The 14,066-nt window shown below is 37.4% G+C and carries 9 protein-coding genes; all 9 read left to right on the plus strand.

The genetic code is table 11. The features are described from left to right. The first annotated feature begins 56 nt into the window (after window positions 1-56). On the plus strand, window positions 57-2,441 hold the full coding sequence (locus KHA88_RS12565; RefSeq protein WP_213122116.1) for a glycoside hydrolase family 95 protein: 2,385 nt from the start codon (window positions 57-59) through the stop codon (window positions 2,439-2,441). Between the two features lie 193 nt (window positions 2,442-2,634). Continuing rightward, on the plus strand, window positions 2,635-4,944 hold the full coding sequence (locus KHA88_RS12570; RefSeq protein ID WP_213122117.1) for a helix-turn-helix domain-containing protein: 2,310 nt from the start codon (window positions 2,635-2,637) through the stop codon (window positions 4,942-4,944). A gap of 237 nt (window positions 4,945-5,181) precedes the next feature. Beyond that, a complete protein-coding gene (locus KHA88_RS12575; RefSeq protein ID WP_213098276.1) occupies window positions 5,182-6,147 on the plus strand; it encodes an ABC transporter permease in 966 nt (321 codons plus the stop codon). A gap of 33 nt (window positions 6,148-6,180) precedes the next feature. Further along, complete coding sequence (locus KHA88_RS12580; RefSeq protein ID WP_213098275.1) at window positions 6,181-7,080, plus strand: carbohydrate ABC transporter permease; 900 nt, start codon at window positions 6,181-6,183, stop codon at window positions 7,078-7,080. 91 nt (window positions 7,081-7,171) lie between these two features. Next, window positions 7,172-8,806, plus strand: coding sequence for an ABC transporter substrate-binding protein (locus KHA88_RS12585; protein WP_213098274.1), 1,635 nt, complete (start codon window positions 7,172-7,174; stop codon window positions 8,804-8,806). 65 nt (window positions 8,807-8,871) lie between these two features. Then, a complete protein-coding gene (locus tag KHA88_RS12590; protein WP_213098906.1) occupies window positions 8,872-10,341 on the plus strand; it encodes an alpha-L-fucosidase in 1,470 nt (489 codons plus the stop codon). A 227-nt stretch (window positions 10,342-10,568) separates the two neighbouring features. After that, window positions 10,569-11,531 carry an AAA family ATPase gene (locus KHA88_RS12595; RefSeq protein ID WP_213122118.1) on the plus strand — a complete coding sequence of 321 codons (963 nt, stop codon included), beginning with the start codon at window positions 10,569-10,571 and terminating at the stop codon, window positions 11,529-11,531. Window positions 11,532-11,581: 50 nt separating this feature from the next. Next, on the plus strand, window positions 11,582-12,679 hold the full coding sequence (locus KHA88_RS12600) for a DUF58 domain-containing protein (protein WP_213122119.1): 1,098 nt from the start codon (window positions 11,582-11,584) through the stop codon (window positions 12,677-12,679). Window positions 12,680-12,694: 15 nt separating this feature from the next. Beyond that, window positions 12,695-14,008 carry an MFS transporter gene (locus KHA88_RS12605; RefSeq protein ID WP_213098271.1) on the plus strand — a complete coding sequence of 438 codons (1,314 nt, stop codon included), beginning with the start codon at window positions 12,695-12,697 and terminating at the stop codon, window positions 14,006-14,008. Window positions 14,009-14,066 lie beyond the last annotated feature (58 nt).

Here is a 14,066-nt window from a genome sequence, read left to right on the forward strand (position 1 = left end):
GTAGGAAGCAATAGGTAGAAAAACAATGTCATACCTAAATTAAGGAGATGTTAAAGATGAAATTAATGTATAAAAAACCGGCGGTCGCATGGACAGAAGCCTTACCTATCGGAAATGGCCGACTAGGGGCGATGGTTTTTGGTGGAATCGAAAAAGAACACCTACAGATTAACGAAGATACATTGTGGTCAGGATCTCCTAAAGAGAGTAATAATAAGGAAGCAAAAGCATTACTGCCAAAGCTTAGACAACTAATCAGCGATGAAAAGTATGAAGAAGCGGATCAGCTGTCAAAAAAAATGATGGGGCCGTACACTCAATCATTTATGCCTTTTGGCGATATATATTTTCGATTTCATCACGGAAATCTTGGAAGAAATTATGTTAGAGAATTAGACTTACAATCAGCCGTTTCACGCGTTTCTTACTGTGTTGGAAATGCAGCATACAAACGGGAATTCTTTAGTTCTTTCCCGGATCAAGCATTAGTTATGCGCTTTGAATGCAGTAAACCAGGATTGTTAAATTTCACAGCATCATTTTCAAGCAGCTTACAAGCAGAGGTTTTCAACGATGATACAGACCTTGTTTTAACAGGTTATGCACCAAAGCATGTCGAGCCAAGTTATGTGATGGCGGATGATCCTGTTGTTTTTGAAGAAGAAGGAGGTATGAATTTCGAAGGCCGTCTTTCAGTAAAACATGATGGTGGTAATGTTAAATGGAAAAATGGACAGCTGATTGTGGAAGGGGCTTCCAAAGCAACTCTTTTCTTTACTGCAGCTACAAGCTTTAATGGCTTCGATCTCTCACCAGTAAAAGATGGGCGTGACCCTTCTCATTACTCAAAAGAAGATATGAAAAAAGTAAAAGAAAAATCGTATGAGGAATTACTTCAAAACCATTTAAAGGATTATCAACATTTATTTGGCCGTACATCATTAACTCTCTTTTCAGAAGAGGACCATTCTTCGCTTCCTACAGATCAGCGTATTGAACAATTCGGTGCAAAGGACAAGCAACTCGTAGCTCTTCTATTCCAATACGGGAGATATTTATTAATCGCTAGTTCTAGGAAAGGGACACAACCAGCTAATTTACAAGGGATATGGAATGATCAAGTACGCCCACCGTGGAGCAGTAATTTTACATTAAATATCAATGCTGAAATGAATTATTGGCCGGCAGAAGTTTGCCATTTAGCTGAATGTCATCTTCCTTTACTTGAATTTATTGAAGACTTAGCTGTAAACGGTGCAAATACGGCAGAGACCAATTATGGAATGCGCGGATGGGTGGCTCACCATAATAGTGATATTTGGAGACAATCTTCCCCAGTTGGTAATTATGGTGACGGAGACCCCATTTGGGTGATGTGGCAAATGGGCGGCGCTTGGTTGGCACAGCACTTATGGGAACACTATGCATTTAATAGAGATAAAACATTTTTGCAAGAAAAAGCTTACCCGATTATGCGGGATGCGGCTTTATTTTGTCTTGATTGGCTTGTCAAGGACAAAAATGGTTACTATCAAACATCTCCTTCGTCATCTCCTGAACATAAATTTAAACTGCCTAATGGTAAGTTAGCGGCGATTAGTTCCTCAGCAACAATGGATTTGGCCATTATTTATGACCTTTTTACAAACTGTATAGATGCTATTGAGGAATTAAAGTTAATCGACGATATTAAAGTTGATTTGGAAACAGTACTCGATCATCTTCAACCATATCAAATTGGTAAATATGGGCAACTTCAAGAATGGATTCAAGATTGGGAAGATGAAGATGTTCACCACCGTCATGTTTCTCATTTATTCGGCGTTTATCCAGGAAGACAGCTTACAGAAAATCGACAAAGTGAATTTTGGGAAGCGGCAAAAGCATCGTTAAATCGTCGTGGCGATGGGGGAACGGGTTGGAGTCTCGCTTGGAAAATAAATTTATGGGCAAGATTAAGGGATGGTAATAGGGCACATCAATTTATTGAGAACAAGCTGCAGCTTGTAAGGGAAGATGATTATAACTATCACAAAGGTGGCGTTTATCCGAACTTATTCGGCGCACATCCCCCATTCCAGATTGATGGAAATTTTGGTTTTACGTCAGGAGTAGCTGAAATGCTGCTACAGTCTCACGAAGGCTTTATTCACCTACTGCCCGCTCTTCCGGAAGAATGGCTGGAAGGAAAAGTTACGGGGCTTCGTGCTCGAGGCGGCTTCACGATTGATATGGAGTGGGAACGTGGAGAATTGAAAACCGCTAGTGTGCGTGCGGATCACAGTGGACAGTGTCAAATGAAGGTTGGATCCGGAAAAGTCAAAGTTCAAAGTGAAGCATCCATTGTTGAAAATGATAAGGGTCTGCTCCTTTTCCAAACAGAGGCGGGAAAAAGCTTTACAATTTCGTTAGAATCAACTAGTTATGTTTCCCGAACTTAATCGTAGATAAGTTCGGTTTATAAAGCTTCTCTCATTCTTTTAAGAAAGGGAGAAGTTATTTCATTGAAAAATAGATCGTGGTTTTTGTGTATATAAACAAAGAATTAAACGCGTTGCGCGAAGACGGAATATTCCAACTATAACACTGCGTTGATAATTACTTTATGAATTATATCACGGAGGGCTCTAGAAAATGAAAATGCCAAAAATTGTCCGGCGCTTTATGTTTTCTTACTTGCTAGTTTTTGCTGTGCCTCTTATAACTGGAATCATTATTTATCAAGTTTCTTATAATATGGCGAAATCAAAATCGATTCAAACGAGTAAAATGGTACTTAATCAAAGTAAGGATATTTTAGATCGACGCATGATCGAGGTAGATCGTCTTACTAGGTTGCTTGCAACTAATGAAAATTTAAACAGATTGTTAAATAGTAGCGATACTGATCAGCATACAAGATTACTTGAGATGCGGAAATTATCACAAGATTTATCTGTTTTATCACAGTCGAATAACATGTTAAAAGATATATATATTTACTTAAAGGATCAAAACATCATTATTAGTCCTGGTTCAACATATTATCGAATTGAGCATTTTTACGAAAATAATAAATATGTTAATTTGGATTTCGAACAATGGACAAATATGTTAAAGAACGGAAACCGTACAGTATTGCCATTGCAAACAATTGGAAAGTCTTATGAGCAATTTGATGCTATCTCATCTATCTACCCTATTCCATATAATGCAATTCAGGAAGTAAAAGGTGTAGCTGTTGTGGTTATTAATGAAAATAACTTGTTAGAGTTATTCGATCGCATTACAGATGGGTATAGTGGATGGGCTTATATTGTGGATAGTAACGACAATCTGTTGGCGAAGACTGGGATTGATAGAATCTCAACTGAAACGATGAATATTATAAGAGCAAGTAAAAAGGGAGCAACAAATTTCTATGCAAATGATGACCTTGTGATTTCTACTCTATCCAATAGCGATGAATGGACCATTGTAGCTGGAATACCGAAAGACAAAATACTAGTAGAAGCGAATCGTATTAAAACAACGACAATAACTGTAGCTCTGCTAACCGTTTTAGTAGGTCTTTCCATTTGCTTTTTACTGTCATATAGAAATTCCGCACCAATTAATCGAATTTTAAAGTATTTAAAACAGGAAGAAAGTGAGACAAACTTATCATATAAAAATGAATTTGCTTTTTTAGAAGGCAATATATCTCAATTAGTCAATACTAATCGTTCATTGAGAGTAGAGATAGAAGAGCAAAAGCCGTTGCTTAAAAGTGCCGTTATTAATAGGCTTTTGCGCGGAGAATTCAGTATAGATGAAGAAATAGAAGAAGCTATGAAACAAGCAGAATTTTACTTCCCGGGAAATAATGTGACGGGAAACGTCACGATTCTTTCAATTTCCGGTTATGAAATTGTAGAAAAAGGGGAAGAAATGGTCGCAGGTCATGCACTGCGTATTATCATAAAGACATTTATGGCCGATAAAAAGATGCCCTTTTTGGTAACAGATATGAGCCACAATAAATTGGTACTCATTCATATATTTCCATATGAAAAAATGGATCAAATTTATTTTCATCATGAGCAATATTTGATCGAAATATTCAATCATGTTCAATTTACTTATAAGCTCCCCATTGCATTTGGAGTAGGTGATGTTTTTACAAAATATAAAGAAATAAGTCGTTCTTTTCGAGAAGCAGATGATGCATTGAACTATGCACACTTAATGGGCAACCATACGAAAATTATTCATTACCAAGACGTGGAATCGAAAAAAAGCTTTTTCTACTACCCATTGGATATCGAGATACGATTAATGAATGCACTAAAAGTGGGTTTGCATGAGGAAGTATGCCATTTGATGGATGAAGTATTCGATCGAAATCTAAAAGAAAAGGAACTTTCCACTGAAATGGTACTTTGCTTAATTCAAGAAATGAAAGCAACTTTCCTGAAGGAATTGCAAGCAAATACCTTTACCTATGATCATTTGAAAAATGAAATGAAACACTTATACGCTGCTAGATTGGAAGATGGTATAGAAAATATAAAAAAAAGATTTTCTGACCTTTCCGAAAAACACAGTGATTTGCTACAGAAGAGAAAAAAAGAGGTGGATGAACAATTAGTAAAAGAAGTAATGACGTTTATAGAGCTAAATTACAGCGACCCAAATATGGGAGTCACGATGATTTGTGATTATGTGAAAAGGTCGGAAAAATTCCTATCTCGCCTATTTAAAGAGAATACTGGTTTTTACGTTTCGGAGTTTTTGGAACGATACAGATTGGAAAATGCAGAGAAATTATTGAGTACAACTGAAAAAACAATTGATGAAATAGCTACTTTATCCGGGTACAACAGTGCCCATACATTCCGAAGGGCTTTTAAACGCATTTATGATCTCACTCCCAATCAATGTAGAAAATATACTAGCGATAAAATACCCGAAATAACATCATAATGTAAAATTAAAAGCTGAACTCAATTGAATATAGGACGATGGGAACAGTTTTTCATTCAAACTGTTTCTTTTTTATTAGGAAACAAGGAAATTTTGATTTTTCTTTTGCAATAGTTGCAAGGGAACGTAGATTTTGTAGATAATGGATGCCCTTGCTTGCATTGTACCTAGTTGAAATTACCATTTGCTTGTTAAGATTTAACTAGGAAAGCGTTTTCAGTGAGAAGGGGGAGTTCAATGGATACTGTTACGGTAGTAAAGCCAGTTGAAGAGGCTAAGAAAAAATCTCAAACCTTAATACAGAACAATTTGAAAAAAATGAAGCGACATTGGCAACTATATTTCCTTGTTTTACCACCAGTCTTATACTTTCTAATATTTAAGTATATTCCGATGGCAAACTCTGTTATTGCCTTTAAGGATTACAGTGTTGTGCAAGGAATATGGGGAAGTCCGTGGGCTGGATGGCGTCACTTTGAATTGTTTTTTAACAATCCGCAGTTTTGGACCCTAGTGAAAAATACATTCTTCTTGAGTGTATATGCTTTATTAGTAGGTTTTCCCATTCCGATAATTTTAGCACTCTGTTTAAATGAAGTGCGGAATGGAATATTTAAACGATCTGTACAAATGATTACGTATGCACCCTACTTTATTTCCACAGTAATTATCGTTTCTATGATTATGTTATTTTTCTCTCCACGCCTCGGAATCGCAACTCAATTTTTAGAACTTGTCGGTCTGGATGCCCAAAATATTCTCGGGTCCCCTAGTGCATTTCGACATATTTACGTGTGGTCAGATGTATGGCAGTCAGCCGGTTATTCCGCAATCATTTATTTAGCGGCCTTAGCGGGTGTAAGTCCGGAATTGTATGAAGCTGCAAAAGTGGACGGCGCCTCGCGTTTGCAAAGAATTATTTATATAGATATTCCGAGCATTTTGCCAGTTGCGGTTATCATATTAATTCTTGGTGTTGGAAATATCATGGCAATCGGCTTTGAAAAAGTGTATCTATTGCAAAATCCACTAAACTTGCCAACATCAGAAATAATTGCAACATACGTCTATAAAATTGGACTTTTAAATGCAAACTTCAGTTTTGCAACAGCTGTTGGACTCTTTAATTCTATCATTAATTTAATCTTACTTGTTGTCGTTAATAGTATCGCGAGAAAAGTTTCAAATAATAGCCTTTGGTAAAATCCTAAAAATTAGAAAGGAGAGAATGCAAATATGGCAGCAAAATCAATGAAAATTAAAGATTCATTCTCGGACCGGATATTTTTAACGATTGTTTACATTTTTCTAGGCATTTTGACGATCTCCGTACTTTATCCACTCATATATATTGTCAGTTCATCACTAAGTAGTCCAGCTGCTGTGTCATCTGGCCGCGTTTGGCTGTTACCAGTGGATTTTTCATTACAAGGATACAAAGTAGTATTTAAAAATCCACAAATTATTACAGGTTATACGAACTCGTTAATTTACACAACATTTGGAACAATTATTAGTGTCTCTCTTACGGTCCTAATTGCTTATCCGTTATCCAGAAAAAACTTTGTTGGAAGAAATATTTTAATGATTTTTATTGTATTCACAATGCTCTTTTACGGTGGGTTAATACCAACCTACTTAGTTGTGAAAGAGTTAGGAATGATTGATACCCGCTGGTCGATGATTATTCCTAATGCCATTGCTGTTTGGCAAGTCATTATTGCTCGTACATTCTTCCAATCAACGATTTCGGAAGAATTGGTTGAGGCAAGTGAAATGGATGGCTGCAGTGACTTTCGGTTTCTCTGGTCGGTTGTTATTCCTTTGTCTAAACCAATCATAGCTGTACTTATACTAATGTACGCTGTCGGTCAATGGAATGCTTACTTTGATGCATTGATTTATTTAAAATCGGAAGCATTGCATCCGCTACAAATTGTACTGAGAAATATCATTATTTTAAACACAAGCAGCGGGGGTTCGATAGAAGCTTCGGAAATGATTGCTCGTCAACAATTAGCTGATTTGATGAAATTCTCTCTCATTGTTGTTGCTAGTTTACCAGTGTTACTTATTTATCCATTCGTACAAAAACACTTTGTCAAAGGAATGATGATTGGATCAATAAAAGGTTGAAAAATTACCTTTTGAAAGGGGTGATATATTTACGAAAAATCTTTCATTAGGGCCGTTTTCACACGTCAAGAAAATTAAAAGGGGTGTTAGTATGAAGAAAAAGTCTTTCTTTGCGTTTATCTTTATCCTTATCAGTGTATTAATGATCACTGGTTGCAATAAAGAGGAAGCCTCTAAAAAGAAAAAAGGTTCGGAAAGTGATGGTCCTGTCAGGATTTCCGTATTTTCCCAACAAGATGCAAGCAGGAATTTAGAAACTAACTCTTTTACTAAATTTGTTGAAAAAGAATTTAATATAAAATTTGACTGGCAGGTAACGACATATGACGCAACAGTGGCAGCAGAAGCAAGAAATATTTCTCTTGCAAGCGGTGATTATCCTGATTTGTTTCTGCTCATTCCGTGGGTTGACCAGTTTTCTCAAACCGATTTACTTCGTTATGGTAAACAGGGAGTCGTACTTCCTTTAAATGATTTAATTAGGGATCATGCACCGAATATTCAAAGGCTCTTGGATGAACACATGTATTATAAAGCAATGTCAACTGCTCCAGATGGTAATATTTATGGTCTTCCACAATTGATTGAATGTTACCATTGCAGCTATCCCAATAAATATTGGATGAACACTGCTTGGTTAGAGAAATTAGGGTTGGAACAACCAAGAACGGTTGATGATTTAAGAGAAGTATTATTAGCTTTTAAAAATAAAGATCCAAATGGCAATGGAAAAGCAGACGAGGTACCATTGAGTGGTACGCCAGAGCGATTTCATGATATTCCATTACCTTATTTAATGAATGGTTTTATATATGATGATGCTATTTCACGTTTAATATTAGATAACGGAAAAGTTGATTTTGTAGCGAATAAAGAGGGCTGGAAAGAAGGCTTGAAATATATTCAGACCTTATATAAAGAAGGTTTAATTGATCCTGGATCGTTTACACAAAACGCCGAAGCTTTACAGAAGTTAGGTAATAATGCTGATGGCGAAATTTTAGGTTCAGGTACTGTCATGCATCCTGGAATATTTGTGTCTGAGCCTGAATACCAAAAGGATTATGATCCAGTAGCACCTCTGGAAGGACCAAACGGCTCTTTTGCTGTTTATAACTATCCTAGTTCTCCGGGTGGGACTTTTGTTTTAACAAATAAAGCGAGTGAGGAAGTACAAATTGCTGCAATAAAAATGCTGGATTATATGTTTACACCAGAAGGATCGACCCGTGCTCACTTCGGTGAGGAAGGCAAGAGTTGGAAAAGACCTGAAGAAGGCGACAAAGCCATTGAAGAAGGGGTAGAACCTTTTTTGAAAACAATACCAGGTGTTGAAGGCGAAGAACCACGTAATGATTCCTGGGGTGCTGCGGCACAATATTTTCATCCTAAAGAATACCGGGATTCATGGGTTCAAGTTGAGGATATTTATTCTAGTGAAGGTTATGAACGAAGACTTCAAGAAGCAACAAAACTATATGACGGCAAACAGCCGAAAGAAGTATTCCCACATTGGACTGTTTGGATAGAGCCTGAATTAGCCGATGAAGTTGCTATGATGGAAACAAACATTAAGGACTATATTGAACAAAATGCACTTCAATTTATTACTGGAGCAAAAGATATAGATAAAGAGTGGGACTCCTATGTCAAAGGGTATGACCAACTGAATTTACCTCGCTATCTCGAAATTATGCAAAAAGCCTATGATAATTTAGATTTATAAATAGGGAAGCAAGGTTCCTCGCACAGTTTTAAGTTGTATGATTGAATGATGAAAGGGTGACTGTGATGGTAATATTGAAAAATAAAACCGATTATTTGAGCTTAATAGATGAAATCAATTCTAATGGTAGATTCAAAGAGGATTGGGGCTCACTTAGTGAAGTACAAGTTCCCAAATGGTATAAGAATGCGAAATTCGGTATTTTCATCCATTGGGGAGTATATTCTGTTCCTGCATTTAAAAATGAATGGTATCCCAGAAATATGTACATTCAAGGATCTGAGGAATATAACCATCACCTTATGATGTACGGCGAACATAAAAATTTTGGCTATAAAGATTTTATACCGATGTTTAAAGCAGAAAATTTCAATGCAGACGAATGGGCGGGAATATTCCGGTCTTCGGGAGCCAAGTATATCATGCCTGTTGCAGAGCACCATGATGGATTTCAAATGTATAAAAGTGATATTTCTCAATTTAATGCTTATGAGATGGGGCCAAAGCGAGATGTTCTTGCTGAAATGAAAGAGGCTTTTGAAAAACAGAATCTCCATTTATGCGTTTCCTCTCATAGAGCAGAACACTGGTTTTTCATGTCGCATGGCAAAGAATTTGATTCAGATATTAAAGAGCCACTTGTAGTCGGAGACTTTTATTGGCCTTCCATGCCCGAACCCGAACATCAGGATTTAAATGGTTCTCCACCGAATCAGGAGTACCTAGAGGACTGGTTAGTGAGATGTTGTGAGCTTGTAGACAATTATCAGCCTAAAGTTTTTTATTTTGATTGGTGGATACAAAACGCTGCCTTCAAACCATATCTCAAAAAATTTGCAGCTTACTATTATAATAAAGCAGATGAATGGGGATACGATGTTGCCATCAATTATAAGCATGATGCCTTTATGCTAGGCTCTGCTGTACCTGATGTAGAGAGAGGTCAATTCGCCGATCTTAAACCTTATTTCTGGCAAACTGATACAGCAGTTGCTAGGAATTCATGGTCCTATACGCCCGACAATGATTATAAATCACCGGCTGAACTGATTAGGGATTTAGTTGACATTGTCAGCAAAAATGGAAACTTGCTACTTAATATTGGACCTAAAGCGGACGGGACAATCCCTGAAAAGGACAAGGAAATTCTGTTGGCCATTGGTGACTGGCTTAAAGTTAACGGAGAGGCAATCTATGATACGACCTACTGGCGTACTTACGGTGAAGGCCCGACTGAAGTAATAGAGGGACAATTTACTGATCATACGTCAAAAAAATTTACAAGTGAAGATATCCGCTTTACGATGAAGGGGAGCAGCCTTTATGCAACCGTACTTGCCTATCCAGAAGACGGAGAAGTTCGTATAAAATCGCTTAAAGAAAAATCCGCACACTTCCATGGAATCATCAAGGATATAAATATTCTAGGTTTTGATGAAAAACCAACTTGGACAAGAACAGAGGAAGCGTTAATTATTCGTACGAGTACGGTTAAAAGCTTAAATCCAATTGTCTTCAAAGTGGATATAGATTAGTAAGAAATTAGTTAATACTTTTAATCCATTAAGGTGCAGAATTTTTTTATAAACTAATACTAGAATAGCGGGAAAATAACGGCCAATTACTCTCTGTGAAGGCCGTTTTTCCATTTTATCTCTATAAAATTAATAAACATTCAAAAAATTAATATAAAAATAGTGTATAGTATAAGGAAACTGAAAATTCAGGCTGAATCGCCCTTAGAGAAAAGGAGACCTCACTAATGGATTTAACAAGAATCAAAGATCTAGCAGACAAGGTAAAAGAGAATATTCAACAAGTGATTGTCGGAAAAGAAGAAACGATTGATCATCTGCTCGTTGCACTCATTTCATCAGGGCACGTCCTTCTTGAGGATGTTCCCGGAACAGGAAAGACATTATTGGCGAAGTCGATGGCACAATCTTTATCTTGTTCTTGTAAGCGTATCCAGTTTACGCCTGATTTACTGCCATCTGACGTTACTGGGATTAACTTTTACAGTCAGAAAATCGGTGAATTCGAATTTCGGCCGGGGCCGATTTTTTCAAATATTGTGCTGGCAGACGAGATTAATCGTGCTACGCCAAGAACGCAATCGAGTTTACTAGAGTGCATGGAAGAGCAGCAAACAACGATTGATGGTGAGACACATACGTTGGAGAGACCATTTATGGTCATTGCGACACAGAATCCTCTAGAAAGCCAAGGGACGTTTCCACTCCCAGAAGCACAGTTGGATCGTTTCTTATTGAAAGTCAATTTAGGATACCCTTCAAAAGAGGAAGGGATTGCCATTTTAAAACGTTTTAAAGAAACAAATCCGCTTCATGAAATGCTGCCGGTTGCTGGCAGAGACGAGATTTTAGAAGCGCAACGGATTTATTCGCAAGTATATGTGAGTGATGACTTGTTGAACTATATGATGGAGATTATTGAAAAGACGAGAACACATGAACATATTGAATTAGGTGTCAGTCCACGCGGTAGCCAGGCTTTATTAAAAGCGGTTCAAGTATATGCGTTATTAAAAGGAAGGGATTATGTGCTTCCAGATGACGTGAAAGCAATGGCCAAGCCCGTACTCGGGCATCGCCTCATTTTAGCTCACACAATGCGGATGCGGGAAAATCAAGCGGACCTTCTACTTGACGAAATCATCAACCAAGTGTCCGTTCCGGCCGAAGAACTGCTATTCGACAAGTGACAGGCACCACCCGAATTTTGTCGAAATTTCTATGGAAGGGTGGAGTGTAGATGAATATTGCTTGGTTTATTTTTATTACTTTTGTGATTGCTGGTATCCAAGCGTACATATATGGTAAATGGGGATTGGCGCGTATTCAGTATACGCGGTCGTTTAATGAGAAGGCAGTTTTCGAAGGAGAAAGAATTGAAATGATTGATGAAATTTCGAATAGAAAGCTCCTTCCAGTTCCATGGCTTCGCCTTGAATCGAAAATCAGTGCGGACTTGCAATTTCAAAGACAATCAGACCTAGACAATGAAATTGATAGTGGCGATTTTCACCGGACATTATTTAGTTTAATGCCGTATCAAAAGGTAAAGCGAAGACAGCATTTGACATGTACAAAGAGAGGGTTTTATCAATTTCAAACAGTATCTCTTTCAACAGGGGATGTACTTGGTATCGGTGAAACATTTAAAAGCGTCCCATCACCTGCTGAAATTATCGTTTATCCACCGCTTTTGCCGATGAAAGATATTCCATTGCCTGCGCATAGTTGGCTTGGTGATATCATTGTACGGCGCTGGATTATTGAAGATCCATTTTTGACGTCAGGTGTTCGTGATTATTCATATGGGGATCCATTGAATTCCGTCAATTGGAAGGCGACAGCCCGTACGAATCGTTTGCAAGTAAGCAAAAGAGACTTTTCTGCCGATCATCACTTAATGATTTATATCAATTTCAACCAAAATGAAGATATTTGGCGGCCGATCATTGATGAACCATTATTGGAAAAGGCACTTTCCTATGCCGCTTCCATTGCTCAATATGCGATTGCAAATGGTATCAGCACCGGTTTTGGCTGTAATGCTTATTTCGATGAAATGAAAAAAGAACCGATTCGCATCGAACCAGAAAATAGTAAGCAGCAGCTTGCCCATTTATTTGAAACGATGGCAAAGGTGAAAATTGGCACGAGTACGTTCTTTGACTATTTCTTAAGAGATGATGTTGAGCGGAAAATGCAAGGAACAGATATCCTTTTAATTACCTCAATTGTGACGATAAAAATGAAGGAAATGATTAAGAAACTAGAGGCCGAAGGAAATTCAGTTGAAGTGCTTATGCTTGAATCGGAATTCGCGCATCAGAAAGCGAATTAGAAGGAGGGAATGAATATGTTAAAACTAAGAAGCGTCATGGCTGTACTCCTTCAAGGGTGCTTTGAATATCTCCTTCTTTTTCCGTTCATTATGATCATCGGAATCTTATTGGCAGGTTCACGAATGTGGCTTTGGCTTGCAAGTATATTAGTATTATTTTTCCTTGGCGTTTTGTTCAAAACTGTATTACCTAATCAGAAATGGTGGGTATATGCGGGATTTTCAGTGGTGGTCGGAGTTATAACCGGCCTTCTTTTCGACCAACATTTGTTTTCGTTGATAACACTAGCTTTCATTCATCCCATCTTTATTTATCGGGGAATGATGTATACAAGTCGTCCTTGGAATAGCCTTATTCCAATAACATTCATGTGGTTTGGCGGATTTGGCATCTATTTTGTTAGTTATTTTGTCTATCGTTTTGTTGAAAAGTTTAGTCCCTATTTAACGCTAATCTCAATATGTGGAGCTCTAACCGTTGTGATTATCTTATTTATTTCCAATAGTGAACACTTGAAAGCTTCGACACTGTCAAAACAGAAAAAGCCATTTATTAGTCGAACAATTAAAAAGCAAAATCGTGTGTATCTTGCCCTTACGATAGCGGTGATTGCGCTTATCACAAATGGGCAAATGATTAGAGATTTGCTATGGAGTGGTTTTAAAGGGTTTATTCAGTTGATATTAGGGATGTTTTCAGGAGGAGACGTTGGTCCGGAGGTAGATGAGATCCCGCCGCCAGCTTCAATGGATCTAGGACTTCCTGTAGATAAGAAAAAGTCGGCGTTTGCTGAATTCCTAGATTTAATTATGACTTATTTTGGTTATATCCTTTTTGTTCTAGTAGTCGTTGCAATCTTACTTCTATTAATTAGGAAAATTAGACTATGGGTTAAACAACTCGTTCGCGCACTCATTTCATTTTTACAGCAAATGGTTAGCCGTACATCAGAACGTGATGATTCATTCCAATATATTGATGAAAAAGAAAGTATTTTCGACTGGAAGGAATGGAAAAAGGAGCAGCAAGATAAAGCGAAAGGGTTTGTACAAAAAATATTTAAGCGGGAACCACGCTGGGAGTCATTATCCAATCAGCAAAAAGTAAGATTTGTTTACCGTACTTTTTTATCACGGCAGTTAAAAAACATGCACTATAAATCGGCATTAACTCCGCGGGAAACAGTAGATGAATTAAAATCGTCGATACATTCGGATGAAAGTCAATTGGAAAAATTACTCGATGCTTATGAACGAACGCGCTACGGGGAACAAGATGTCGAGGATCATAAAATTAAGGATATTTATTCACTAGTAAAAGAAAAGTAATTATATACATGAAAATATCAGATTGACGTATAGATGCAACAATTATATGATAAAAGTA

The sequence above is a fragment of the Lederbergia citrea genome (assembly GCF_018343525.1).
In the GTDB taxonomy this organism is placed as follows: domain Bacteria; phylum Bacillota; class Bacilli; order Bacillales; family Bacillaceae_C; genus Lederbergia; species Lederbergia citrea.

Coding starts and splice junctions, on each gene's coding strand:
- KHA88_RS12605 (WP_213098271.1), top strand. CDS start 12,695: ATGTTAAAACTAAGAAGCGTCATGGCTGTACTCCTTCAAGGGTGCTTT.
- KHA88_RS12585 (WP_213098274.1), top strand. CDS start 7,172: ATGAAGAAAAAGTCTTTCTTTGCGTTTATCTTTATCCTTATCAGTGTA.
- KHA88_RS12580 (WP_213098275.1), top strand. CDS start 6,181: ATGGCAGCAAAATCAATGAAAATTAAAGATTCATTCTCGGACCGGATA.
- KHA88_RS12575 (WP_213098276.1), top strand. CDS start 5,182: ATGGATACTGTTACGGTAGTAAAGCCAGTTGAAGAGGCTAAGAAAAAA.
- KHA88_RS12570 (WP_213122117.1), top strand. CDS start 2,635: ATGAAAATGCCAAAAATTGTCCGGCGCTTTATGTTTTCTTACTTGCTA.
- KHA88_RS12565 (WP_213122116.1), top strand. CDS start 57: ATGAAATTAATGTATAAAAAACCGGCGGTCGCATGGACAGAAGCCTTA.
- KHA88_RS12595 (WP_213122118.1), top strand. CDS start 10,569: ATGGATTTAACAAGAATCAAAGATCTAGCAGACAAGGTAAAAGAGAAT.
- KHA88_RS12590 (WP_213098906.1), top strand. CDS start 8,872: ATGGTAATATTGAAAAATAAAACCGATTATTTGAGCTTAATAGATGAA.
- KHA88_RS12600 (WP_213122119.1), top strand. CDS start 11,582: ATGAATATTGCTTGGTTTATTTTTATTACTTTTGTGATTGCTGGTATC.